Source organism: Shinella zoogloeoides (assembly GCF_020883495.1).
GTDB classification, from domain to species: Bacteria; Pseudomonadota; Alphaproteobacteria; order Rhizobiales; family Rhizobiaceae; genus Shinella; species Shinella zoogloeoides.
The window spans coordinates 356098-379558 of record NZ_CP086610.1; the positions used below are offsets into that span (position 1 = coordinate 356098).

A 23461-nucleotide genomic window follows, 5' to 3' on the forward strand; every position below is an offset into this window, starting at 1 on the left:
GTCAGCTATGGGCGAAGATGTCCGTTTCATCCCAGCCGAGCAGATCGAGCTTGGCGCGGGTCGGCAGGAAGGCGAAGCAGGCGTCGGCGTGCTCGGCCCGGCCGTCGCGCACGAGGCGGGCGTTGAGCTTGTCGCGCAGCGCATGGAGATAGAGCACGTCCGAGGCGGCATATTCGAGCTGCGCCGGCGACAGCGTCGCGGCCGCCCAGTCGGAGGACTGCTGCTGCTTGGAAATGTCGACCTCGAGCATTTCCTTCAGATTGTCCTTGAGGCCGTGGCGGTCGGTATAGGTGCGGGTCAGGCGCGAGGCGATCTTGGTGCAGAAGACCGGCGTGGTGGTGACGCCGAAGGTGTGGAACAGCACGGCGATATCGAAGCGGCCGTAATGGAAGATCTTCTGGCGCGTCGGGTCTTCCAGCATAGCGGTGAGGTTGGGGGCTTCCTTCTGCCCGGCGGCGATGCGGATGACGTCCGCGGTGCCGTCGCCCGGCGAGAGCTGCACGACGCACAGCCGGTCGCGGCGCGGGATGAGGCCGAGCGTCTCGGTGTCGATGGCGATGGCGCCGGTATAGCGGGCCGCATCCGCCGCCGGGATATCGCCTTCGTGATACCGGATTGCACTTGCCATGAAAAACCCCATCTAAGCTGTCTGAATATCCGCAGGCCTATACCGCATGTCGCCGGCCGGCGGTATCTCTTTATGGATTGCGAAAGGCCGGCCCAGCCGGGAAAGACGATGAAGATACGCACCGCCCTCGTGCTCCTGGCCGTCCTTGCATCCGCCTGCGCCGGGCAGGCGCAGGCCTTCAAGGATCTTCCCGGCGTCGTTCCCTCCGACGCCACGGAAGAATACAGCAACAAGGACGCGCCGCGCTGCACCCAGCAGGTGGAGGTGCCGTCCAGCGACAGGACCCACTGGATGCCGCGGAGCGTCTATGTCTGCGAGAAGAACGGCATGACGTGGAGCAGCACGCAGCCGCCGCCGTCGAGCATACGCACCCTGCGCGGCCTGGACCGGTAGTCGCAGGGCGCTTGCCGCTCAGGCGCGCTTGATGACCTTGATCAGCACGAGCAGGATCACGGCGCCGATGGTGGAGTGGAGGATGGCAGCGACGATACCGCTGCCGAGGCTGACGCCGATGGCGGGGAAGAGATAGCCGGCGATGAAGGCGCCGACGATGCCGACGACGATGTTCCCGACGAGGCCGAAGCCGAAGCCCGAGACGATGAGGCCGGCGAGCCAGCCGGCGACCGCGCCGACGATGAGGAAAACCAGAATACTTTCAATGCCCATGATGTGCTCCCTTGGACGGTATCATTCCGTCGGGATGTAATCTGGCAGCCGATTTCGCGAAAGCAAGAGGGGCTTTTAGAAAACCCGCGCCTTCGCCTGTGTGCGCGCGGTCTCTATGTCGATGAGAAGATAGAGCGCTGCGAGCGTTACGGAAGCGATCAGTGTGGCGCCCAGTCCCAGAACAATCATTGCCTGTTCTCCCTGACATCATTGTCAGTTTACGGCTGCACACTACGCGCGCGGGCTTGCCCGTGGCTTACGTTGCGTCGGGTCGTGTTAATTTTAGCGAAGTCATAAACAAGGCGTGAACTATTAACCTTCAGGCAAGGAATTAACCATAAACATGGGTCTACACGTCGGAATGGGAAACTCGCCGTTTCTCACCCAGGCATGATGCCGAACCGCCGTACCGGAACAGAGCCGGTATTCGAGTTTCACCGAATTGATCATGGATCGACGGGAAGCCGGGCATGCCGCTTTGCGGCAGTGCGGGCCGGGCCAGACCTTTCCTCCATGCAAAAGTTCAGTCGGCCATCCGTAGCGGATAGCCGGGCATCGTTGGTTTGGGAGCGGATTGGTGCAGGAAATGCCGGCAGAACAGGCTCGAACGGGACAGGCGGCAAGCCTGCGCGACCGTTTGCGCTTTGCCGGGGTGGAAAGCGCCGACGGCGATATCCTGCGCCGCCACCGCCAGACGCTCGAACGGCATGTCGAAACGGCCCTGCGCGATCTCTTCCAGCGCTTCCAGACTTTTCCCGATGCCGCCCGCCATTTCCAGAGCGAGCGCCAGATCGACCGCCTGCACGACCTCCAGAGTTCCCACTGGAGCGTCCTGACCGACGCGCGCTTCGACGGCCTCTATGCCGAGCGGGTTAAGGTTCTTTCCGACAGCGAAAGCCAGATGGGCCTCGATCCGCGCTGGCGCATCGCCGGCCATTCGGTCGTGCTCGAAACGGTCGTCACCGGCCTCATCGAGGAATATTGGCCGAAATCCATCCTCGGTGGCGGCAAGGCCCGCCGCACGGAATTGACCGAGCTCGTCTCCGCTTTCCTGCGCACCGCCATGGTGGATGCGGAGATCGGCGTCTCGCTGCGCTTCAACGAGCTGCGCCATACCCATGCCCGCGCGCTCGGCGAACAGCGCCGCGAGGACCGCGCCGAACTCGACCGCGTCTTCGGCGACACCATCCGCGGCCTCTCGCAGCTCGATTTCTCCCAGCGCGTTTCCGGCGAGATGCCGGAGGCTTGGCGCGACATGGCCGAGACGCTGAACGGCGCGCTCGATGAGATCCAGTCCCGCCTTGCCTCCGTCGCCGACCGCGCCAATGAATCCGATCGCCTCGTCGGCACGCTGGCCTCCGGCGCACAGGCATTGTCCGTCCGCTCGTCCGAACAGTCGGCCAGCCTTATCGAGACCGCCAATGCCTTGGGCGCCATCGTCGAGCGCGTGCGCCAGACATTGGGCGAAACCCGCAAGGCCCAGGCCGCTGCTGCCTCCACGCAGGCCTCCGTCGCGCTCAGTGGCAGCATTGCCGGAGAGGCCATGTCGGCCATGGCGGATATCGAGGCTTCGGCTGAGAAGATCGGCCAGATCATCGGCGTCATCGACGAGATCGCCTTCCAGACCAACCTGCTGGCGCTCAATGCCGGCATCGAGGCGGCCCGTGCGGGCGACAGCGGTCGCGGCTTTGCCGTCGTCGCGCAGGAAGTGCGTGCACTGGCCCAGCGCTCGGCGGATGCGGCGCGCGAGATCAAGCAGCTCGTCACGGGCACCAAGGCACAGGTCGAGGCCGGCGTCGAACACGTCAACCGCACGCAGGACGCCATCGGCAATATCGTGCGTCAGGTCGAGGGCATCAACGAGGCCATCACCGGCATTGCGCGCGAAAGCGCTGTCGATGCCGACGGGCTGAACGGTGTTTCCGCCGAGATCGGCCGCGCCGGCCGTATGCTCGAAGCCGATGCTGCGGAAGCAGGCCGCTTCGGCAATGCCGGTGGGGACCTCCACACCGTCATCCTCGAACTCGGCCGCACGATCCGCGAATTCCACGTTTCGTCGCAGCGCGACCTTCGCCGCCCGGCTCGCCCCGTGCAGGCGGAGCCGCGCGCGGCGATGCCGGCGGGCGATGCGCCGTCCTCTCCCCTCGATTTCCTGACGGCGCGCGCTGTCGGCTTCGGAGGCTGAGATGGCGGCAAGGCAACCCCGGCACTGGTTCTCCACGGCGCGCAGCCGGCTTTCCGAGGAAGGCCTGCCGCCCGCTCCGACCGGCAGAACGGTGAATTCCGACAGACGCAGTCATTGCTTCAGACAAGGAACGCGATAATGGCGAGCAAGAAAGCCGCTCAGAAAAGTCTAAGCCTTGCCCCCGTCCTCGATCTCAACGAGGCGACGGCGCTGCATACGCAGCTCATGGGCCTCAAGGGCAATCCGCTGACCATCGACGCCTCGGCGGTCGAGCGGGTCGGCGCGCTCTGCGCCCAGGTGCTGATGGCCGGCGCCAAAAGCTGGGAAGAGGACAAGCAGCCCTTCACCTTCACCAAGGTGTCCGACCCTTTCATCAAGACAATGCAACTCATCGGCGTGAACATCGATCACTTGCTGGCACAGGAGGCTAGGCAATGAAGAAAAAAGTCCTGACCGTGGATGACTCCCGGACGATCCGGAACATGCTTCTGGTAACGCTCAACAATGCGGGCTTCGAGACCATCCAGGCCGAAGACGGCGTCGAGGGCCTGGAAGTCCTCGAGAATGCCAACCCGGACGTCATCGTCACCGATATCAACATGCCGCGCCTCGACGGCTTCGGCTTCATCGAAGGCGTGCGCCGCAACGAGAAGTATCGGGCGATCCCGATCCTCGTTCTGACCACCGAGAGCGATGCCGAGAAGAAGAACCGCGCCCGCCAGGCCGGTGCGACGGGCTGGATCGTCAAGCCCTTCGACCCGACCAAGCTGATCGATGCAATCGAGCGCGTAACCGCCTAATCCTCCAGTCCAGGATTTTCCCGATGGATATGAACGAAATCAAAGAGATTTTCTTCCAGGAGTGCGAGGAGCAGCTCGCGGAACTGGAATCCGGTCTCTTGAAGCTGAATGACGGGGATCGCGACCCGGAAACGGTCAATGCCGTGTTCCGTGCCGTCCACTCGATCAAGGGCGGTGCCGGCGCATTCGGCCTCGACGATCTCGTCTCCTTCGCCCATGTGTTCGAGACGACACTGGATTGCGTTCGATCCAACAAGCTGGAGCCGACCCAGGACGTGCTGAAGGTCATGCTCAAGTCCGCCGACGTTCTGGCGGACCTGACCAATGCGGCCCGTGACGGCGGCAGCGTCGACGAAGCGCGCAGCCGCACCCTGATCCGGGAGCTGGAGGCGCTGGCCAATGGCGAAGCGCCGGTTGCCGCCGCTGCCGAGGCGCCCGCGCCGAAGGCGGTCGCCGCCGCGCCTGCGCCGGTCGTCGTCGAGAAGCCCCCGGTCAACGACGAGGGCTTCCAGCCGATCCCCTTCTCCTTCGGTGACTTCGACGAGGAGGGCGCCGACCATTACGTGCCGACCGTCCAGATCGCGTTCAAGCCGAAGAAGGACCTCTACGCCAAGGGCAACGAAGCAGTCCTCCTGCTGCGCGACGTTTCCCGCCTTGGCGAGATGAGCGTCTACTGCGACATGGACGCCCTGCCGCCGCTCGACAAGATGAACCCGGAGGACGCCTATTTCTCCTGGAAGATCTCGGTGACGACCGACAAGGGCGAGGACGGCGTGCGCTCCGTCTTCGAATTCGCCGAATGGGATTGCGACCTCGATATCCAGACCGTCGAGGAAGATGTGGTCAGCGAGGCGCCGGGCGACGAGGAACTGCCGATGCAGCCCGTGCCGTTCGATCTGTCGATGCTGGATGACGGCGGTTCCGCCGCCGCTGAGCCGGCCGTCATGGAAAGCGATGCGGCCGCTGCGGTCGCCGCCGCCGAGACCGCCGCCAAGGTCGCGCAGGTCGCAAGCCGCGCCGCCGAGAACAAGGCCGCCGCTGCCGCAAGCGCCGCGCAGGCCAGCCAGGCCGCCGCCGCGGGCCAGACGATCCGTGTCGACCTCGACCGCGTCGACCGCCTGATCAACCTCGTTGGTGAGCTGGTCATCAACCAGGCGATGCTTTCGCAGAGCGTGGTGGAAAACGACAACAACGGCACGTCCTCCATCAATATGGGCCTCGAGGAGCTGCAGCAGCTCACCCGCGAGATCCAGGATTCGGTGATGGCGATCCGCGCGCAGCCGGTGAAGCCGGTCTTCCAGCGCATGGCCCGCACCGTCCGCGAAATCGCGGACATCACCGGCAAGTCGGTCCGCCTCATCACGGAAGGCGAGAACACAGAAGTCGACAAGACCGTCATCGACAAGCTCGCCGAGCCGCTGACGCACATGATCCGCAACGCGGTCGACCACGGCCTCGAAATGCCGGAGAAGCGCGAAGCCCTCGGCAAGAACCCGGAAGGCACCGTTCGCCTGACGGCAAAACATCGCTCGGGCCGCATCGTCATCGAGCTTGCCGACGACGGCGCTGGCATCAACCGCGAGAAGGTGCGCCAGAAGGCCATCGACAACGACCTGATCGCGGCCGACGCCAACCTGTCGGACGAGGAAATCGACAACCTGATCTTCCACGCGGGCTTCTCCACCGCCGACAAGGTTTCGGACCTGTCCGGCCGCGGCGTCGGCATGGACGTGGTCAAGCGCTCGATCCAGGCGCTCGGCGGCCGCATCTCGATCTCCTCGAAGCCGGGGCAGGGCTCCGTCTTCACCATGAGCCTGCCGCTGACGCTCGCCGTCCTCGACGGCATGGTGGTCACGGTCGCCGGCCAGACGCTCGTCGTGCCGCTGACGGCCATCGTCGAGACATTGCAGCCGGAGGCCTCGGCCATCCATTCCTTCGGCGCGACCCAGCGGCTCATCTCGATCCGCAACTCGTTCTGCCCGCTGGTGGATGTCGGTCGGATCCTCAATTTCCGCGCCACGCAGGCCAATCCGATCGAGGGCGTCGCGCTTCTCGTGGAATCGGAAGGCGGCGGTCAGCGCGCGCTCATGGTCGATGCGATCCAGGGCCAGCGCCAGGTCGTCATCAAGAGCCTCGAGGCGAACTACACCCACGTACCGGGCATTGCCGCCGCCACCATTCTCGGTGACGGGCGCGTCGCTCTCATCCTGGACGTCGATGCGGTTGTCGCCGCCTCGCGCGGCCAGTCCCTGAAGCAAGAAACCTCACTCGCAGCCACCGGTTGATAGAAGATGACGTACGCGGTCAAAAATCTCACCCATGGACGCGAACTGATCGCCTTCAGGATCGGCGATCAGGAGTTCTGCGTGAACATCATGTCGGTCCGGGAAATCCGTGGATGGACCCCGGCGACGCCGATGCCGCATGCGCCCTCCTATGTGCTGGGCGTCATCAACCTGCGGGGCGTCGTCCTGCCGATCGTCGACATGTCGCTGCGCCTCGGCATGAAGCCGGTGGAGCCGACCGTGCGCCACGTCATCATCGTCGCCCAGGTCGGGCCGAAGGTGGTGGGCCTGCTGGTCGACGCGGTGTCCGACATCCTGACCGTGACCGACGAGAACATGCAGCCGACGCCGGACGTCGCCAACGAGGCGGCCAAGGCCTATGCCCGCGGCATCCTCGCCATCGAGGGCCGCATGATCTGCCTGCTCGAGCTTGAATCCCTGTTCCCGCACACCGAAAGCGAAGCCGCATGACCTATTCTTCGGCCATCGATACGCGGCAGTCTCCGGACGAGTGCCTTGCCAGCGGCGAATACCCGCTGACGCGCAAGGACCTCTCCGAGATCGCGGCCATGATCTACTCGGATGCGGGCATCTATCTCAACGAGACCAAGGCCTCGCTGGTCTATTCGCGCCTGTCGAAGCATATCCGCCAGCTCGGCCTCAAGGGCTTCCGCGAATATTGCGCGCTCGTCTCCTCGCCGGCCGGCGCTTCGGCGCGCAAGGAGATGCTGTCGCACCTGACGACGAACTTCACGCGCTTCTTCCGCGAGAACCACCATTTCGATCATCTGAAGAGCGACGTCCTGCCGGACCTGCTCGCCCGCGCCCGCAACGGCGGCCGCGTGCGCATCTGGTCGGCGGCCTGTTCGGACGGGCAGGAGCCCTATTCCATCGCGCTCACCGTTCTGTCGCTGATGCCGAATGTCGCCGACTACGACTTCCGGATCCTCGCGACCGACATCGACCCCAAGATCCTCGCCATCGCCCGCGCCGGCGCCTACGACGCCAATGCGCTGGAGACGGTGAACCCGGCCATGCGCAAGCAGTTCTTCCGTGAGGTGGATGCGGGCGGCCGGCAGAAATGGCAGGTCGATGACCGCGTGAAGCGCCTCATCACCTTCAACGAGCTGAACCTGATGGCCCAGTGGCCCTTCAAGGGGCCGTTCGACGTGATCTTCTGCCGCAACGTCGTCATCTATTTCGACGAACCGACGCAGATGAAGATCTGGTCGCGCTTCGCCGGCATGCTGGGTGACAACGGCCACCTCTATATCGGCCATTCCGAGCGCGTCTCGGGTGAGGCGAAGAACCAGTTCGACAATATCGGCATCACCACCTACCGCTACACCGGCAAGTACAGGAGGGGCGCATAATGGCACCAGCGCGTGTCCTCGTCGTCGACGATTCGCCGACCATGCGCGGCCTGATCACGGCCGTGCTCAACGCCGATCCCGACGTGAACGTCATCGGCCAGGCCGGCGACGCCATGGAAGCCCGCAACGCGATCAAGCAGCTCAATCCGGATGTCGTGACGCTGGATATCGAGATGCCGAACATGAACGGGCTCGAATTCCTCGACAAGATCATGAAGCTCCGGCCGATGCCGGTCATCATGGTCTCCACGCTCACCCATCGCGGCGCGGAAGCTTCGCTGATGGCGCTGGAAATCGGCGCCTTCGATTGCGTCGGCAAGCCGCAGCCGGGCGACGCCCGTCCCTTCGGCGATCTTGCCGAGAAGGTGAAGGCCGCCGCGCGTTCGCAGCGCCGCTTCCAGGCCGAGCCGCCGCCGCTTGCGCCGACCGCCTCGAACGTCAATCCGGCCGCCAGCTACCGGCCCGGCCGCCGCGTCGTCGCCATCGGCTCCTCGACGGGCGGGGTGGAAGCGCTGATCGCCGTCCTGCAGAAATTCCCGGTCAACTGCCCGCCGACCGTCATCACGCAGCATATGCCGCCGACCTTCACCAAGAGCTTTGCGGAGCGGCTGAACCGCCTCTGCGCGCCGGTGGTGCAGGAAGCGACGGACGGTGCGCGTCTGGAGATCGGCAAGATCTATCTTGCGCCGGGCGGCGACCGTCACCTTCAGATCACCAACCCGCATGCACCCTGCTGCCGGCTGGTGGAACGCGATCCGGTCAACGGTCACCGCCCTTCGGTGGATGTGCTGTTCGATTCGGTGGCGGAGCTCGCCGGCCGCAACGCCGTCGGCGTCATCCTGACCGGCATGGGCCGGGACGGGGCGGCGGGCCTGCTGAAGATGCGCCATGCAGGGGCGCGTACCATCGGCCAGAACGAAAAGACCTGCGTCGTGTATGGAATGCCCAGAGTGGCTTTCGAACTGGGTGCCGTGGAACACCAGTTTCCGCTCTCCTCCATAGGGGAGGAAATCCTGAAGATCACTGCGGCCCGTAGAGAAGGGAGCGAATAATGTCTATCGCTGAAAAAATCAAAGTACTCATCGTTGACGACCAGGTGACGAGCCGCCTGCTTTTGGGCGATGCCCTGCAGCAGCTCGGTTTCAAGCAGATCACCGCGGCGGGCGACGGCGCGCAGGGCATGGCCATCATGGCCCAGCAGCCGCACCACCTCGTCATCTCCGACTTCAACATGCCGAAGATGGATGGCATCGAGTTTCTTCAGGCGGTTCGGTCCAACCCGAACACCAAGAAGGCGGCCTTCATCATCCTCACTGCGCAGGGCGACCGTGCTCTCGTGCAGAAGGCGGCGGCGCTCGGTGCGAACAACGTTCTCGCCAAGCCGTTCACCATCGAGAAGATGAAGGCGGCCATCGAAGCCGTGTTCGGGGCATTGAAATGATAACAGACGCCGGGACGCGCCGCGTCCATGTCATTCAGGGCGAATACAAGGTCATCAACGATCCGAACGTGGTGCTGACCACCATTCTCGGCTCGTGCGTGGCCGCCTGCATGCGCGACCCGGTCATTGGCGTCGGTGGCATGAACCACTTCCTGCTGCCGGGCTCGGCCGAGGCTCTGGCCTCGGGCGGGGACGCCACACGCTACGGCGTGCATCTCATGGAGCTTCTCATCAACGGCCTCCTGAAGCAGGGCGCGCGGCGTGACCGGCTGGAGGCGAAGATATTCGGCGGCGCGCGCACCATCGCCCGCTTCTCCAATGTCGGCGAGCAGAACGCGCTCTTCGCCCGCCAGTTCCTGATGGACGAAGGCATCAAGGTTGTCGGTGAGAGCACGGGCGGCGAGCATGGGCGCAAGCTGGAATACTGGCCGTCGAGCGGCCGCGCCCGGCAATATGCGCTGACGGGCGTCGAGACGCAGAAGACGGTTGCGCTGGAGCAGCGGCCCGCTCCCGTGGCCAAGCCGGTCGAAAGCTCGATCGAATTCTTCTGAGCGGCGGTCTCGCTGCGCGGAAACGAAAGTACGAAGTGTATTGCGTTGCCGGAGTGTTCCGGCTCGTACAGAAAAGGGTAATCCATGCAAGCCGAGTATCAGAGTGCCGCGACCGCCATGGAAGAAGCCCTTCCGGATGTCCTGATGCGGATCGTGTCCGAGCTGCACGATGTCGCCTATCTCATCGAGCGCATCGAGCCGCAGCTTGCAGCCATCCAGGGCGAGGGCGCAAGCGACGCCGCCGAGCGCATGATGGTGCTGCAGGGCATCGACCTTGCCGTCCAGAAGACGCGGGGGCTTGCCGAGTTCATCGACACGATAACCGGCGGCATTCCCGATGGCTGGGTCGTCGACGTCACGACGGCGCTGAACCTCGTGAAGCTTGCCGACATGCAGAAGGCGCTTAGCAACGGCCTGCGCCACGGCCATTCCCAGCCGCTCGGCAAGGCTGCGGGCGATTTCGAGTTCTTCTGAGCGGTTTCCTTCGGGAAACCCCGTTCCTTTCGGCGGCGCCTTCGGGCGCCGTCCTGCGTTTTGCGCCCTCTTGCGCCGCTGCGGCACGACATGCTCGCGCAAGTTTCACGGTCTAGTTTCCAGGCCGGATCAGTTAGGTCCGCGTATTCCATGGGGCAGGTCGGCGCGTGCGGAAATGTGCCGGTCCCGTCTCACGAGATTGAAAATGCGTCTGGGAGCGCCGGCATGCTAGGCCGGTGGACAGGCGACTAGTCCGTGCGGGAACAGAATGAATCTGTTGGAACAGTTGACGAAAGTCTACAAGAACCTGGCATCGCTGGGGCAGGCGAAACTCGCGATGCTGGCGGGAGCCGCCGTCGTCTCGGTCGGTCTCGTGCTTGCCGCCGGGATCCTCGTGAACAAGCCCGCCTACGAGACGCTCTATGTCGGCCTCGAAAAGACCGACGTGAACCAGATTAGTCTGGCGCTCGCCGAGGCCAATATCGATTTCAACACCGGAACGGACGGTGCAAGCATCGAGGTCCCTGTCGGCCAGACGGGCAAGGCGCGGCTCTATCTCGCCGAGCGCGGCCTGCCGAGCAGCGCCAATGCCGGCTACGAACTCTTCGACAAGGTCGGCTCCCTGGGCCTCACCTCCTTCATGCAGGAAGTGACGCGCGTGCGCGCCCTCGAAGGCGAAATCGCCCGCACCATCCAGCAGATCAGCGGCATCGCCGCCGCCCGCGTCCATATCGTGATGCCCGAGCGTGGCAACTTCCGCAAAGCCGACCAGGTGCCGACCGCCTCCGTCATGATCCGCGCCAGCGCACAGGCCGGCCGTGAATCGGCCGCCGCCATCCGCCATCTCGTCGCCGCCTCCGTTCCCGGCCTCGAAGTCGACGGCGTCACCATCCTCGATTCGGCCGGCCAGCTTCTCGCCTCCGGCGACGACCCGGAGAACGGCGCGGTCAACCGCTCGCTGACGGCCGTCCAGACCGTTCAGAGCGAGATCGAGCGCAATATCGAAAAGGCGCTCGCGCCCTTCCTCGGCATGGACAATTTCCGCGCCAGCGTCACCGCCTCGCTCAATACCGATACGCAGCAGATCCAGGAAACGGTCTACGATCCGGAATCGCGCGTCGAGCGCTCCGTCCGCGTGACGCGCGAAAGCCAGAAGTCCAGCCAGCAGGCGACGAACAAGGCCGCGACCGTCGAGCAGAACATTCCGCAGGGCGGCCCGGAAGGCAGCGGCGATGGCCCGCAGTCCAAGGACGAGGCGGACAAGAAGGAAGAGCAGACCAACTACGAGATCAACAGCAAGACGGTCGCGACCGTGCGCAACGGCGTCGCCGTGGAGAAGCTGTCGGTCGCCGTGGTGGTCAACCGCGCCCGCGTCGCCGCCATGGTCGGCGAGCCGGCCGACCCGGCGAAGATCGACGCCTATATCGCCGACATGCAGAAGATCGTCTCCTCCGCTGCCGGCCTCAATACCGATCGCGGCGACGTGGTGACGATCACCGCCATGGAATTCCTCGACCACCAGCTTCTCGACGAAGCCGTGCCCGGCCCGGGCATCCTGGAAGTGCTGACGCGTAATCTCGGCGGCATCATCAATGCGCTCGCCTTCGTCGGTGTCGCCTTCCTCGTGGTCTGGTTCGGCCTTCGCCCGGCAGTCCGCTCCGTCACCGGCGGCGGTGCCTCGGCGAGCGCGCTGGACAGCGGCGCGGCGGGTCTCGAACTGCCCGACTTCTCGCCGGCCAGCGGCATCGGCGGCCCCGGCGCCACCCTCATGGACGGCTTCGGCGCGGACTTCGGCTTCGACAGCACCGACGACCTGCTCAATGCCGGCGACGATGGCGACGGCGCCTTCAACCGCCGCGTCAAGGAAGGCCCGGAACGGCGCCTCAGCCGCATGGTCGAGATCAGCGAGGAACGCGCTGCCAAGATCCTGCGCAAATGGTCCGTCGAGAAGGAAGCCGCCTGACGGCTCCTCCAGGGAAAACAGAAACGACGCGGCCGGAGACGGCCGCGTTTTTCGTTGGGCGCGAATTGGGGCGTCGCCGTTTTTGAACACCCGCTGTCGCTTTTCGGCAACGCTTGTTCAGCCCCGTTGCAACATTTTCTTCGCAGTCGGGCCGGACCTTCCCGCATGGGCGTTCACGGGCGCGTGATCTTCAAAAAAAGTTTGCCGTCCTTACAGTTGCGGGGAGGGGGTTGTGCATGCAATTTTCGCACGCATTAGCGATGTCTTCTTCATTTGCCGGCCGGAAAGGCCTCCGAATATTGCATGGTTAACAGTTACTTAAACCAAAGTTACCCGGCTCGCGCCTGCGCTTGACCTGAAGGCAAATCACTTGGCGAATGGCGATTCATAGTTGCCGGCAAAAGTAAATCCCGAGAAGGGGGCGATGGTTTTTAGCGATAGGAGATGTACACTTTAGTTACTGATTCGCTTGGTGATTCTCGCCGATGCGGCCTGACCGGCAGGGGGCTTCGGACTGTTCCGAATGACTGTTGGGAAGGAGGCGGGAATCTCCGTTCGGAATCGGAACAGGGGGCTATCATGGAAACGATCCGGTCGGATGCCGCGGCCAGGGAATCCTATGGATTCTCTGCCGAGGTTGGTGAGCGTAAGAGTGCGCGTGCGTTGTTGGTTCAACACCTCGGACGCTGTACGGGCCACGCCGGCCTCTCCCCGGGTCTGAGAGCCTTGACCGACTATGTCAGCGCCTCGCATTTCCTTCTTCTTCGCCACGATGTCATGCCGGAGGCCGGCCTGGAGAGCGTCGTCGCCTCCGACTGGCCCTTCGACATGGTGCGCGCCATCGCCGGCGCCATCCTCGCCGGCCAGTCCCGCATGAGCGAGCTGGACAAGTGCCTGACGCTCCTCAAGCCCTGCTTCAGCCATCTTGCCGACGATATCGCGGTGCCGAAGGGCATCAGCCGCGAATATTGCACCATAGCCTTCCATGTCGGCCGGGTGCGCATGTCGCTGCTGCTGCTCTTCCCGGAGCATTTCATCCTTTCCCAGAGCAAGCTGCGCGATGTCGGGGTGATGACCGGCTACTTCGCCAGCGTCTGCTGCCAGGGCGCGTTCCTGCGGCAGGATCGCGAGATGGAACTGACCGAGCGCGAGGTGGAGTGCCTCTACTGGATCGCCGAAGGCAAGACGAGCGACGAGATCGCCGTCATCCTCGGCATCTCGCGCAACACGATCAACAATTACATCACCAGCGTGATGCGCAAGACCGCGACGAAGACGCGGTCCGAGGCGATCGCCTGGGCCGTTCGCAACAATCTGGTCTGAGGGAGATGGGCATGGGTATTCAGCTTTCCCCTCCCGCCGGCATGGAGGCGGAAATCCGCCTCGCCCGGCCCCCCAAGGCCGTGACGGCATCCGATTTCGTCTCCCGGCTTCAGGTGATGCAGACGATCCTCGGCGCCGAGCACTTCGCGGTGCTCCGCCTCGGCGGCCACGGCCTGCCGTCCGCCCGCAAGCTTACGCTCGCGTTGCACAACCTCGCCCATGACGTCGACGGCCATGCGAGCGAGCTTCTCGCGGCCTACGGGCCGGCCATGCTGGAGCATCTCGAAGCCTCCATGCTGCCGCTGATCTGGGAGGGCGTTGGCGACAACCAGTTCGCCGAATCGAGCGTGGAAACCTTCACCACGCGCCTTCCGCCCCGGCTTCTGCCGTGGTCGGGCATGGCCTTCCCGGTGCGCCTCGGCGCGCATGGCAACGGCTATGTGCTCTTCATGGGCACGTTCATCGCCCCGTCCAGCGACCTCATCATCGACATGCACATGAAGAGCTGCCAGGTGCTGATCGACATGCTGGCATGCGAGGAGAAGAAGCTGGCCCCGGCCGAGGCGCTGAGCGAGCGCGAGATCGCCTGCCTGCAGATGGCCGGCGACGGCTGCATCTCGGAAGCGATCGCCGAGAAGATGGGGCTTTCCGTGCATACAGTGAACGCCTATCTCGGCACGGCCACCACCAAGCTGGATGCCGTGAACCGCATCCAGGCCATCGCGAAGGCCATCCGTCTCGGCTACATCACCTGACGAAAAAGCGGCCACGCCTCGGCATGGCCGCTTCCTTCGGTTGGTCTCTCAATGCGCGTGCTGCGCCGGCGAACCGCCGGATTTCACGTAGCGCGCTTCCGCAAGACTTTTGCGCAGGAAATCGGTGTTGTCGTCGGGGTCCGCGGACGGATCGTTGAAGGCGACATGGGTGACTTCCACGCCGGCCGTATCCTTCTGAAGCATGAGCCGTGCATAGACCGTCACGCCCTGCGGGCGAATTTCCATGTCGAGCGTCACTTCCGGCTCCGTGTCCCAGTCGAGACGATAGTCGCCGCCCGCGCCGAAATTGATCGTGCCGGGCAGGAAGTAAAGCTCCGCCGCGGAGGAGACAAGGTCGGCCAGGTTACCGTAGCACTCGAAACGCAACAACGAGACGAGATCGGCGGCATCGAGCAGTCTCAGCTCAGTGGCGACCGGGCAGATTGCTTCGGCAACAATCTTCTCGCGCTCGGCGGAATAGGTGCATTTTCTCATCGGATCTAGTTTACCCGTCTGGTCTGGGGCGAAGCTGCGTAAACCCGGTGAATCAGCTCCGCCACGGCTTTGTAGAACACCGGCGGAATGACACTATCTACCGAGACTTGCGCAAACATTGAGCGTGCGAGCGGCGGGTCCTCGAAGACGGGGATTCCGTTTTCCTCGGCGATCTCGCGAATCTTCAGCGCAATGAGGTCCTGCCCCTTGGCGACGACGACCGGCGCGTCACCCTCTTCACGCACATAGCGCAGCGCGACGGCGAAGTGGGTCGGGTTGGCGATGACGAGGGTGGCGCGCGGCACGTCCGTCATCATGCGGCGGCGGATGCGGTCGCGCTGGATGGAGCGCATGCGCGCCTTGACGATCGGGTCGCCCTGCGCCTGCTTCATTTCCTCCTTCACCTCCTGCTTGGTCATCATCAGTTCGGAGAACCAGTGATGGCGCGTCCAGGCGAAGTCGAGGGCGGCGATGATGGCGGTGGCGAAGAGGACGATCAGCAGGACCTTGTTGATGTCGGCGGTCATCATGTAGATGAGCGCCGCCGGCTCCGAGAACATGGTGTCGAGCGAGGCGAAGAAATTGTCGCGCATCGCAAGGCCGACGACGAGCGAGACGAGCAGGATCTTGATCAGCGATTTGCCGAATTCGACGAGGCCCTGCTTGCCGAACAGGCGGCTCAGGCCCTTGACCGGGCTGAGGCGGCTTATTTGCGGGCGCACGCGCTCGAGCACCGGGCTCGGCAGGTTCTGGAAGACGGACGAGGCGACGCCGAACAGCATCATCATGGCCAGGATCGGCAGCAGCAGCGCGCCGGCCTCCCAGCCGAGATGCCGGAAGATCGCGATGACGTCGGTGCCGGTCTTGAGGTTCCACGCTTCCGGCTGCTCGAAGAAATCGCGCAGCGTCTCGTTCATGCGCGAGACCCCGCCGGGCACGAAGAAGACGAGGAAGAGATAGATTGCGAGCGTCGAGGCGAAGATCGTGATTTCGCGTGAGAAGGGGGTATTGCCCTTCTCCTCCGCATCGCGAAGTTTCTTCTCGGTCGGGAGTTCTGTTTTACTGTCCTTGTCGTCGTCCGACACGTCGCGCTCCCGGGAAAAGCAAACGGCCCGAACCCCATGTCAGGAGATTCGGGCCGGAAATACGCTCCGCTCGCGGCTCTGCCGTGTCAAGCCGGATCAGGCAGCCTCGGCTTCCTGTTCCTTTTCCTTCAACTGGATTTGTCCGGCTGCGGCAAGGCGGATGGCTTCCTGCGTGATCGAGCGGCGGGCGATCGCCACTTCGCGCGGGTTGCCGGCGTCGCCCGCGGCAAGGTCCGATTCGATCATGCGGCGCTGGCGAGCGCCGATGGACGAGAGGACCGATTCGCGCAGTTCCATCGTCGCGCCGCGCAGCGCGGCGGTGATGATGTCGCCGGACACGTCGTTGAACAGCGCCACGCGGCTCTTCTGCGGCATGTAGAGCACGTCTTCGAAGAGGAAGATCTTCGGGCGCACCTTCTTGACCGATTCGGTCGAGACCGTTTCGAGCGAGGCGAGCATCTCGTCGACCTGCGACTTGTCCAGCTCGTTCATGAGGTCGGCGACCTTGTTCGAACCGACCGAGTTGCGTTCCGCGTCCAGCGCATTGATCATCTCGATCACCCGCGCCTCGACGATGGCCGTCGCCTTGGGGCTGGCGTCCTTGAGGTTGACGGTGCGGTTGATGATGTCGGCGCGGTGTTCTTCCGGAATTTCGAGCAGGACCTTCGCGCCGAAGGAAGACGGCATCATCGAGAGGATGTAGGCGATGGTCTGCGGGTGCTCGTTGAGCAGGAACTTGGCGACGAAGACCGGGTCTGCGTCCTGCAGGCGGTCCCAGATGGTCGTCTCGAAGGCCTGGAAGGCGGCGCGGCGGCCGAGCAGGCCGTCCACTTCGTCCGGCGTCAGGCCTTCTTCGAGAATGCCTTCCATCATCTTGGCGTTGTCCATCAGGCCCGCGCCCTCGGTGAACAGGTCCTCGAATTCGTTGACGAGGTCGATCAGTTCATGGGGCGGGATGGCGCGCAGGTTCTGCGCGGCGGCGATGATCTGCTGCAACTCGCTCTGGGTGAAATATTTCAGCAGCTTGCCGGCGACACCCTTGCCCATGGCCAGAAGGACGGCTGCTGCCTTCTCGACCTGCGAAAGCGGCGTTCCGACCGCCGTGGTTGTCCCGAAATTCTCGAAATCCATCATGGATTTATCCCCCTGAGACCTAACCGGTCATCAGATCTTGCGTGTACTCTTCACTTCGATGAGCTTGACCCCGAAGCGGGTGTCGTCGTTTTCCAGAACGGTGATTTCGCCGCGGCCGATGATCCGGCCGTTGACCATGACCTCGACCGGCTCGCCGATGCGGCGGTCGAGCGCGATGGTGGCGCCTTCGCTAAGGTTCATGAGGCTGGAGACCTGCATCTGCGAGGAACCCAGAACGATCTGCAGATCGATCGGGATGTCCATGATGAGGTCCATGTTGGATTCCATGGCGCTGCCCGGACGGGGCGCTTCGCCGAGGTCGGCGGAGAAGTCGTTGCCGCCGCCGAAGTCGCCGCCACCGAAGTCCGAACCGCCGAAGCCGGTATCCGCGCCGAAATCCGACGTGGCCGCGCCGCCGCCGAAGTCCGAGCTGCCGAAATCGCCGCCGAAGGCGGCAAGCGGGTCGTCGCCGGCGGGAGCCGGGAAATCGGCGCCGGCGGCATCCTGCTGAAGAACGCCGCGCAGATCGTCGATCGCCTGCTCCAGTTCCTGGTCGCCTGCGTTGATGGAAGACATGATGTCGTCAGCGATGGGTGTTTTCTTCGGTGCCATAAGACCACTATTCCATTCGAAACTTGCCTGAGGCGTGCCGCCCCGCAGGCTTCACGCGCAAAACTATCCGATGATGTGCTGGAGAAGGTCTTCCTCCGAGCCGTAGGTATCCTTGACGCGCACCGTGTAGCGGGCGCCCGACCGGCCGAATTCGCAGACATAGAGATTGCGCCCGTTGGCGTTCACCTCCACGCGCACGTCGCCCGTCTCGTTGAAGGGGATGATGTCGCCCGGCTGGAGCCTGCTGATCGTGTCGAGGGTCTGGCGTTCGAGGCGCACGCGCGCCTCCAGCGTCACCTTCGAGCGGCGGACCTGCTCGCCGAGCTGCTCGCTCCATTCGACGCGGGTCTTCGGCGCATTCGCCGGCTTCGGCGCGGTGATGGTCGATTTCAGCATCACGGCCTGGGGAATGACGACGTGGAAGGTCGACAGGACCGGCCCGATCCCGACGGCCATGTTGACCATGGCGACGAAGGCGTCGTCGCTGGCGTCTTCGGAAGGCTTGCGAGTCTCCGCATTATGGGCCGAGCTGAGGTAGGGTTCGAAGCCGCCAGCGCCATTGACGGCCGTCTTCAGCACGCCGGAAATGCGGTCGAACATCATCGCCGCGACGTCCAGCTCGATCTTGGAGAGCGGGCGCGGCTCCGGGTCCTCGACCGAATCGCTGACGGCGCCGAGCATGTTCTCGACGAGCGTGATGATCATCGGGCTGTCGCAGATCAGCGTGAAGCGGTCGCACCAGTCGCGCAAGGAAGCGTCGCAGCAGGCCATCGCGCCGCCTAGGCCGGAGACGAGCGTGCCGTAACGGCCGGTCTCGAAGCCGGCATAGGAAACCGCGACCTCGAAGCCGAGTTCGCTTTCCAGCATGTCGGGCAGGAATTCGGCGAAGACGTCGCCGAGGCTGGCGCAGAGCTTCGAGATGGTCGCCTGGTCGCCGAGCTTGCCGGTGAGGCGCGCGAGCACGATCGGGTCCATGGTGGGATGAGGGGTCACGGTCGCTTCGCTCATGGATCAGGCCGCCTTCGAATCGCCGCCGCCGCCCGGATTCATCATTTCCTGCTCGACGGCGTCGATGGACGGGCGCTCGTAGGAGGAGATGGTCTTGCGGCCGTATTCGAGCGCGACCTGCGGCACCGAGCCGTTCATGTAGGCCAGCAGCGTCTGCTTGACGATGACGTAGAGGCGGTTCTGCTTCTCGCGCACCACCTTGATGTTGGTGGTGATCGGCGCGACGACCGAGTAGGACAGGAAGATGCCGAGCATGGTGCCGACGAGCGCCGAACCGATGAGGCCGCCGAGAACCTCGGGGGACTCGTTGATCTTGCTCATGGCCTTGATGACCCCGAGAACGGCGGCGATGATGCCGATGGCAGGGAAGGCGTCGCCCATCGTCGACATGGCGTGGTAGGGCTTCATCTTGTCGCGCGTGATCGTCTGGATTTCCTCGTCCATCAGCGCCTCGATCTCGTGGGAGCGGGCATTGCCGATGATGATGAGGCGGACGTAGTCGCAGATGAAGGCGGTGAGTTCCTTGTTCTTCAGCACGGTCGGCGCGGACTGGAAGATCGGCGATTCATCCGGATTGTCGATATGCGCCTCGATCTCGTTGCGCGACTTCGTGCGCAGGTCCCGCATCAGGCTGTAGAGCACGCCGAGCGTGTCGAGATAGTCGCGTTCCTTTGGAACCTTGTGCTTGAAGGCTTCGCCCAGCGCCTTTCCGGTTTCCTTGATCACCTTCATCGTGTTGGCCACGATGAAGCCGCCGACGCCGGCGCCGCCGATGATCATGAGTTCGAATGGCTGGTTCAGCACTTCGATGTGCCCGCCCATGGCCATGAAGCCGCCCAAGACGCAGCCGATGGTGACGATGAGACCGATAATGATGTTCATGAGCGCAGGTGTCCCGACACAATTCTGACCCTTCCGGCAATACGGTTCCAGCCTTGCGTGAGGCTGTACCGGGCGGTGGGTTCGCGGATCAGGTTCGCACAAGCAAAAGCCGCAAGGATCGCGGTTCAAAACGGGCATTCATGCCTTCTTGAACCTGAGCGGCGGCCTATCGTGACGACCACCTATACGAGCTACAAGCTGATTTCCTCCGACCTCCAGATGTCGCTGAAGCGCGTCTCGGAGCAGCCGGACGTCAAGCGCGAGACGGAGTACTATCTTTCGAAGATCGGCAGCATAAAGTCGATCGACGAGTTCTTCGCCGACAGCCGGCTCTATAACTACGCCATGAAGGCGCATGGGCTGGATGACATGGCCTATGCCAAGGCCTTCATGCGCAAGGTGCTGACGGAAGGCATCGACGACAAGGCGGCCTTCGCTAACCAGCTCAGCGACACGCGCTACAAGGAACTGGCGGAATCGCTGAACTTCGCCCGTCACGGCGAGCTGGCCACCACCTTCGAGCGCGCCCAGAAGGGCGTTGTCGACAAATACACTCGCCAGACGCTGGAAGTCAGCGTCGGCGAGGACAATACGGGCGTGCGCCTGGCGCTCTATTTCGAGCGCATGGCCTCCTCCATCACCTCGGGCTATTCCATCATCGCCGACGATGCGCTGGCGCAGGTCGTGCGCACCGCGCTCCAGCTTCCCGCCGAGTTCGCCGCCACCGATATCGACCGTCAGGCCGCCTATTACGAGGACGCGCTGAACCTCGAGGAGTTCAAGGAACCGGCCAAGCTCGGCAAGTTCCTCGAGCGTTTCACCTCGATGTGGGAGATCGAGAACCCTTCCGGCAGCTACGATCCGATGACCGTGTTCCAGCCGTCCAGCCTCACCGGCATCTCGACGGACCTCCTGCTGTCCATCAACAACCTGAAACTTGGAGGCCGCTGAGCATGCAGACCGGGCTTTATGTATCGCTTTCGTCCCAGATCGCGCTCGACCGCCGCATGGCGACCCTCGCCGACAACGTCGCGAACTCCACGACGGTCGGCTTCCGCGCCACCGAAGTGAAGTTCAACGAGGTCGTCAGCGACCAGAAGACTGCCGATGTCGCCTTCGTCTCGAAGGGCGACGAATTCATCTCGACCCGCAACGGCGGCCTCACCGAGACGGGTGGCCAGTTCGACTTCGCGATCAAGGGCGAGGCCTGGTTCCAGGTGGAAACGCCCTCCGGCCCGACGCTGACGCGCGACGGCCGCTTCACGCTGACGGATGCCGGTGAACTGGTGACGCTCAACGGCTATCCGGTGCTCGATGCCGGCGGCGGCCCCATCCAGATCGACGCCAATGCTGGCCCTGTCATGCTCAGCGCCGATGGCCAGCTCAACCAGGCCGGCCGGCCCGTCGCGGCGCTCGGCATCTTCGAGGCGGATCTTTCCGCCGGCTTCGTGCGCGCCGGCAACAGCGGCATCATCCCCAGCAATCGGCCGCAGCCCATCGTCGACCGCGTCGATGCCGGTGTGGTGCAGGGCTATGTCGAGGAATCCAACGTCAACGCCATCGGCGAGATGACACAGCTCATTCAGGTCACCCGCGCCTTCGAGAACATCGCCGCGCTGATGCGCAGCAGCGAAGATTCGATGAATGAGGCGGTCCGCACGCTCGGGGGCAGCAAGTAATCCATGACGGCGGCAGAGGGCACCACGGCGAAGTCCACCCAGACACCCGACGGCGGGCGCATGCTCAATGCCCTGGCGGGGCTGGTGCGGCGTTATTCCTCGCCGGAATTCTCGGTCACCCACGGTGGCCGCGTGCAGACCATCGCGGCCGGCAACTACACGGTCAGCGGCCTGTCGCGGCATGTGCGGCTCGGCGAATTCGTGGCGCACAAGAGCGCGACGGGCATCCATCTCGGCGAGGTCGTCCGCGTCGAGCAGGAGACGGTCGTCGTCTGCCCCATCGAGCCGGGCGAACCCATCGGCATCCATGACACGGTCATCCGCAAGGGCGCCTTCCGCGTCGCGCCGACCGCTTCCTGGTGCGGCCGCACGATCAACGCGCTCGGCGAGCCCATCGACGGGCTGGGTCCGCTGCCGCAGGGCGAGGACCGCCGGTCCATTTCCAACACCGCGCCGCCCTCCATGACGCGCAAGCGCATCGAGAAGGGTTTCAGCACCGGCGTGCGCGCTATCGATATCTTCGCCCCGCTCTGCCTCGGCCAGCGCCTCGGCATCTTCGCCGGTTCGGGCGTCGGCAAGTCGACGCTGCTGTCGATGCTGGCAAGGGCCGACGCCTTCGACAAGGTGGTGATCGCGCTGGTCGGCGAGCGTGGCCGCGAAGTGCGTGAATTCATCGAGGATACGCTGGGCGAGAACCTCGCCAAGTCGGTCGCGGTCGTCGCGACCAGCGACGAAAGCCCGATGCTGCGCAAGATGGCGCCGCTGACGGCCGTCACCATCGCCGAGCATTACCGCGATCAGGGCGACAACGTGCTGCTGATCATCGACAGCGTGACGCGCTTCGCCCATGCGATCCGCGAGGTGGCGACCGCCTCCGGCGAGCCGCCCATTGCCCGCGGCTATCCGGCCTCCGTCTTCACCGAGCTGCCGCGCCTTCTGGAGCGTGCCGGTCCGGGCGCGGAAGGGGCGGGCACGATCACCGCGATCATCTCGATCCTCGTCGACGGCGACAACCACAACGATCCCATCGCCGACTCGACGCGCGGCATCCTCGACGGCCACATCGTCATGGAGCGCAGCCTTGCCGAAGAGGGGCGTTATCCGCCGATCAATCCGCTCGCCTCCATCTCGCGCCTTGCCCGCAAGGCCTGGACGCCGGACCAGGAGAAGCTGGTGTCGCGGCTGAAGTCGCTCATCCACCGCTTCGAGGAAACGCGCGACCTGCGCCTCATCGGCGGCTATCGCCCGGGCGGCGATCCCGATCTCGACATGGCGATCAAGCAGGTGCCGATCATCTACGACGTATTGAAACAGACGCCGGGCGAGCAGCCTGCCGCGGACGCCTTCTCCGACCTTGCCGTCGCATTGAGGAATGCGGCCGCGCAGGGCGCCGCGCCGGCAACGCGAAGGGGATGACAGTGACGGACTTCGACGCAGACGAGACCATCCAGCCGCTCAAGCGGGCGGATCGCGGGCATTACAGCATGGGCGACAAGATGCTGGTCGGCGCGGGCGTGCTGCTTGCGGCGGGCGCGGCCTTCTTCCCCTGGTATGTCTTCCTCAATCCGGAGCAGTTCTCCGTGCCGACGCTCTGGCAGGGAACGACCCGCGACCTGCCCGAAACGGCGGCGCGCGAAGTGGTGAGCGTCTCGCCCTCCGCGATGATCGACAACGACAACGACCCGGCGCTCAAGGGCCTCGACCCCGTGGCGACCGCCACGACATCCGGCCTCGGCGCGGAAAGCAAGCTCGGTGCGCCGGTGGAAACCGGCCTCGACCAGCCGCTGCCGGCCAATTCCGGCTTCCGCCTCATGCATGTGGCGAACGGCCGGGCGCTGATCGAGGATGCGCGCGGCATGTATATCGTGCGTGTCGGCTCGATCCTGCCGGACAACAGCCGGCTGGCAACGCTCGAACAGCGCGACGGCGCCTGGGTGATCGTCACCTCGAACGGGACCGTGGTTAAGCGCAACTGACGGGCGGCGGGCTGCCGCCCGCCCTCGATTCGGCCGGGCCGCCTTGCTGCGCCCGGCCTTCCGCTCGCCTGGAAATAAACGGCTTGAGCACTTTATCCTCCATGAATTCAGTTGGTTGGCGGGAAACCGCAGCACAGCAAGTCTGA

General features: G+C 64.3%; 26 protein-coding genes. 18 read left to right on the top strand and 8 right to left on the bottom strand.

Going from position 1 to position 23461, the window contains the following annotated elements; all coding sequences use genetic code 11:
- Nucleotide 1: 1 nt before the first annotated feature.
- Nucleotides 2-628 carry a ribonuclease D gene (locus tag K8M09_RS01770; RefSeq protein WP_160786977.1) on the bottom strand — a complete coding sequence of 209 codons (627 nt, stop codon included), beginning with the start codon at nt 626-628 and terminating at the stop codon, nt 2-4.
- Between the two features lie 108 nt (nt 629-736).
- Here K8M09_RS01770 and K8M09_RS01775 point away from each other — a divergent pair, with 108 nt between their 5' ends.
- Complete coding sequence (locus K8M09_RS01775; RefSeq protein ID WP_160786978.1) at nt 737-1021, top strand: hypothetical protein; 285 nt, start codon at nt 737-739, stop codon at nt 1019-1021.
- 18 nt (nt 1022-1039) lie between these two features.
- Here the strand turns inward: K8M09_RS01775 and K8M09_RS01780 are convergent, their stop codons facing one another.
- Entirely contained in the window at nt 1040-1294 is a 255-nt protein-coding gene (locus tag K8M09_RS01780) for a GlsB/YeaQ/YmgE family stress response membrane protein (protein ID WP_160786979.1), read from the bottom strand.
- Between the two features lie 586 nt (nt 1295-1880).
- On the opposite strand from K8M09_RS01780, the gene K8M09_RS01785 reads away from it, so the two are divergent.
- From K8M09_RS01785 to visR, 13 genes are all read left to right on the top strand, one after another.
- Entirely contained in the window at nt 1881-3479 is a 1599-nt protein-coding gene (locus K8M09_RS01785) for a globin-coupled sensor protein (protein WP_229342088.1), read from the top strand.
- Nucleotides 3480-3617: 138 nt separating this feature from the next.
- Nucleotides 3618-3917, top strand: a complete 300-nt coding sequence (locus tag K8M09_RS01790; RefSeq protein WP_160786980.1) for an STAS domain-containing protein — start codon at nt 3618-3620, stop codon at nt 3915-3917.
- A complete protein-coding gene (cheY1, locus tag K8M09_RS01795) occupies nt 3914-4279 on the top strand; it encodes a chemotaxis response regulator CheY1 (RefSeq protein ID WP_024270516.1) in 366 nt (121 codons plus the stop codon). The genes K8M09_RS01790 and cheY1 overlap by 4 nt, the downstream gene beginning before the upstream one ends.
- Nucleotides 4280-4302: 23 nt before the next feature.
- Nucleotides 4303-6564: a chemotaxis protein CheA gene (locus K8M09_RS01800; protein ID WP_160786981.1), complete on the top strand. Its 2262-nt coding sequence runs from the start codon at nt 4303-4305 to the stop codon at nt 6562-6564.
- A gap of 6 nt (nt 6565-6570) precedes the next feature.
- Entirely contained in the window at nt 6571-7035 is a 465-nt protein-coding gene (locus K8M09_RS01805; RefSeq protein WP_160786982.1) for a chemotaxis protein CheW, read from the top strand.
- On the top strand, nt 7032-7937 hold the full coding sequence (gene cheR, locus K8M09_RS01810) for a protein-glutamate O-methyltransferase CheR (RefSeq protein ID WP_160786983.1): 906 nt from the start codon (nt 7032-7034) through the stop codon (nt 7935-7937). The genes K8M09_RS01805 and cheR overlap by 4 nt, the downstream gene beginning before the upstream one ends.
- Complete coding sequence (cheB, locus tag K8M09_RS01815; protein WP_160787078.1) at nt 7934-8989, top strand: protein-glutamate O-methylesterase CheB; 1056 nt, start codon at nt 7934-7936, stop codon at nt 8987-8989. Before cheR ends, cheB begins: the two co-directional genes overlap by 4 nt.
- Nucleotides 8989-9378 carry a response regulator gene (locus tag K8M09_RS01820; protein WP_160786984.1) on the top strand — a complete coding sequence of 130 codons (390 nt, stop codon included), beginning with the start codon at nt 8989-8991 and terminating at the stop codon, nt 9376-9378. Before cheB ends, K8M09_RS01820 begins: the two co-directional genes overlap by 1 nt.
- Entirely contained in the window at nt 9375-9929 is a 555-nt protein-coding gene (gene cheD / locus K8M09_RS01825) for a chemoreceptor glutamine deamidase CheD (protein WP_117368153.1), read from the top strand. The genes K8M09_RS01820 and cheD overlap by 4 nt, the downstream gene beginning before the upstream one ends.
- 84 nt (nt 9930-10013) lie before the next feature.
- Entirely contained in the window at nt 10014-10403 is a 390-nt protein-coding gene (cheT, locus tag K8M09_RS01830) for a chemotaxis protein CheT (protein ID WP_160786985.1), read from the top strand.
- Nucleotides 10404-10671: 268 nt separating this feature from the next.
- Nucleotides 10672-12366 (top strand): flagellar basal-body MS-ring/collar protein FliF, encoded by a 1695-nt coding sequence (fliF, locus tag K8M09_RS01835; protein WP_160786986.1) that lies wholly within the window; start codon nt 10672-10674, stop codon nt 12364-12366.
- A gap of 579 nt (nt 12367-12945) precedes the next feature.
- On the top strand, nt 12946-13689 hold the full coding sequence (gene visN, locus K8M09_RS01840; RefSeq protein WP_160786987.1) for a transcriptional regulator VisN: 744 nt from the start codon (nt 12946-12948) through the stop codon (nt 13687-13689).
- Nucleotides 13690-13700: 11 nt separating this feature from the next.
- Entirely contained in the window at nt 13701-14444 is a 744-nt protein-coding gene (gene visR / locus K8M09_RS01845; RefSeq protein ID WP_380735392.1) for a transcriptional regulator VisR, read from the top strand.
- Between the two features lie 48 nt (nt 14445-14492).
- Here the strand turns inward: visR and K8M09_RS01850 are convergent, their stop codons facing one another.
- From K8M09_RS01850 to motA, 6 genes are all read right to left on the bottom strand, one after another.
- Complete coding sequence (locus K8M09_RS01850; RefSeq protein ID WP_160786988.1) at nt 14493-14939, bottom strand: hypothetical protein; 447 nt, start codon at nt 14937-14939, stop codon at nt 14493-14495.
- 5 nt (nt 14940-14944) lie between these two features.
- Nucleotides 14945-16024: a flagellar biosynthesis protein FlhB gene (gene flhB / locus K8M09_RS01855; protein WP_160786989.1), complete on the bottom strand. Its 1080-nt coding sequence runs from the start codon at nt 16022-16024 to the stop codon at nt 14945-14947.
- A gap of 96 nt (nt 16025-16120) precedes the next feature.
- Nucleotides 16121-17158, bottom strand: a complete 1038-nt coding sequence (fliG, locus tag K8M09_RS01860) for a flagellar motor switch protein FliG (protein ID WP_160786990.1) — start codon at nt 17156-17158, stop codon at nt 16121-16123.
- Between the two features lie 30 nt (nt 17159-17188).
- Complete coding sequence (gene fliN / locus K8M09_RS01865; RefSeq protein ID WP_160786991.1) at nt 17189-17770, bottom strand: flagellar motor switch protein FliN; 582 nt, start codon at nt 17768-17770, stop codon at nt 17189-17191.
- Nucleotides 17771-17833: 63 nt separating this feature from the next.
- On the bottom strand, nt 17834-18778 hold the full coding sequence (locus K8M09_RS01870; protein ID WP_160786992.1) for a FliM/FliN family flagellar motor switch protein: 945 nt from the start codon (nt 18776-18778) through the stop codon (nt 17834-17836).
- Nucleotides 18779-18781: 3 nt separating this feature from the next.
- Nucleotides 18782-19660: a flagellar motor stator protein MotA gene (motA, locus tag K8M09_RS01875; protein ID WP_160786993.1), complete on the bottom strand. Its 879-nt coding sequence runs from the start codon at nt 19658-19660 to the stop codon at nt 18782-18784.
- Between the two features lie 171 nt (nt 19661-19831).
- Here motA and K8M09_RS01880 point away from each other — a divergent pair, with 171 nt between their 5' ends.
- The 4 genes from K8M09_RS01880 to K8M09_RS01895 are packed head-to-tail and all read left to right on the top strand — an operon-like array spanning nt 19832 to nt 23315.
- Nucleotides 19832-20611, top strand: a complete 780-nt coding sequence (locus K8M09_RS01880; protein WP_160786994.1) for a DUF1217 domain-containing protein — start codon at nt 19832-19834, stop codon at nt 20609-20611.
- A 2-nt stretch (nt 20612-20613) separates the two neighbouring features.
- Nucleotides 20614-21339: a flagellar basal-body rod protein FlgF gene (gene flgF / locus K8M09_RS01885; protein WP_160786995.1), complete on the top strand. Its 726-nt coding sequence runs from the start codon at nt 20614-20616 to the stop codon at nt 21337-21339.
- Nucleotides 21340-21399: 60 nt separating this feature from the next.
- Nucleotides 21400-22755, top strand: a complete 1356-nt coding sequence (fliI, locus tag K8M09_RS01890; protein WP_160787080.1) for a flagellar protein export ATPase FliI — start codon at nt 21400-21402, stop codon at nt 22753-22755.
- A complete protein-coding gene (locus K8M09_RS01895) occupies nt 22752-23315 on the top strand; it encodes a flagellar protein (RefSeq protein ID WP_160786996.1) in 564 nt (187 codons plus the stop codon). The genes fliI and K8M09_RS01895 overlap by 4 nt, the downstream gene beginning before the upstream one ends.
- Nucleotides 23316-23461: the final 146 nt, after the last annotated feature.

Coding starts and splice junctions, on each gene's coding strand:
- K8M09_RS01770 (WP_160786977.1), bottom strand. CDS start 628: ATGGCAAGTGCAATCCGGTATCACGAAGGCGATATCCCGGCGGCGGAT.
- K8M09_RS01775 (WP_160786978.1), top strand. CDS start 737: ATGAAGATACGCACCGCCCTCGTGCTCCTGGCCGTCCTTGCATCCGCC.
- K8M09_RS01780 (WP_160786979.1), bottom strand. CDS start 1,294: ATGGGCATTGAAAGTATTCTGGTTTTCCTCATCGTCGGCGCGGTCGCC.
- K8M09_RS01785 (WP_229342088.1), top strand. CDS start 1,881: ATGCCGGCAGAACAGGCTCGAACGGGACAGGCGGCAAGCCTGCGCGAC.
- K8M09_RS01790 (WP_160786980.1), top strand. CDS start 3,618: ATGGCGAGCAAGAAAGCCGCTCAGAAAAGTCTAAGCCTTGCCCCCGTC.
- cheY1 (WP_024270516.1), top strand. CDS start 3,914: ATGAAGAAAAAAGTCCTGACCGTGGATGACTCCCGGACGATCCGGAAC.
- K8M09_RS01800 (WP_160786981.1), top strand. CDS start 4,303: ATGGATATGAACGAAATCAAAGAGATTTTCTTCCAGGAGTGCGAGGAG.
- K8M09_RS01805 (WP_160786982.1), top strand. CDS start 6,571: ATGACGTACGCGGTCAAAAATCTCACCCATGGACGCGAACTGATCGCC.
- cheR (WP_160786983.1), top strand. CDS start 7,032: ATGACCTATTCTTCGGCCATCGATACGCGGCAGTCTCCGGACGAGTGC.
- K8M09_RS01820 (WP_160786984.1), top strand. CDS start 8,989: ATGTCTATCGCTGAAAAAATCAAAGTACTCATCGTTGACGACCAGGTG.
- cheD (WP_117368153.1), top strand. CDS start 9,375: ATGATAACAGACGCCGGGACGCGCCGCGTCCATGTCATTCAGGGCGAA.
- cheT (WP_160786985.1), top strand. CDS start 10,014: ATGCAAGCCGAGTATCAGAGTGCCGCGACCGCCATGGAAGAAGCCCTT.
- fliF (WP_160786986.1), top strand. CDS start 10,672: ATGAATCTGTTGGAACAGTTGACGAAAGTCTACAAGAACCTGGCATCG.
- visN (WP_160786987.1), top strand. CDS start 12,946: ATGGAAACGATCCGGTCGGATGCCGCGGCCAGGGAATCCTATGGATTC.
- visR (WP_380735392.1), top strand. CDS start 13,701: ATGGGTATTCAGCTTTCCCCTCCCGCCGGCATGGAGGCGGAAATCCGC.
- K8M09_RS01850 (WP_160786988.1), bottom strand. CDS start 14,939: ATGAGAAAATGCACCTATTCCGCCGAGCGCGAGAAGATTGTTGCCGAA.
- fliG (WP_160786990.1), bottom strand. CDS start 17,158: ATGATGGATTTCGAGAATTTCGGGACAACCACGGCGGTCGGAACGCCG.
- fliN (WP_160786991.1), bottom strand. CDS start 17,770: ATGGCACCGAAGAAAACACCCATCGCTGACGACATCATGTCTTCCATC.
- K8M09_RS01870 (WP_160786992.1), bottom strand. CDS start 18,778: ATGAGCGAAGCGACCGTGACCCCTCATCCCACCATGGACCCGATCGTG.
- motA (WP_160786993.1), bottom strand. CDS start 19,660: ATGAACATCATTATCGGTCTCATCGTCACCATCGGCTGCGTCTTGGGC.
- flgF (WP_160786995.1), top strand. CDS start 20,614: ATGCAGACCGGGCTTTATGTATCGCTTTCGTCCCAGATCGCGCTCGAC.
- fliI (WP_160787080.1), top strand. CDS start 21,400: ATGCTCAATGCCCTGGCGGGGCTGGTGCGGCGTTATTCCTCGCCGGAA.
- K8M09_RS01895 (WP_160786996.1), top strand. CDS start 22,752: ATGACAGTGACGGACTTCGACGCAGACGAGACCATCCAGCCGCTCAAG.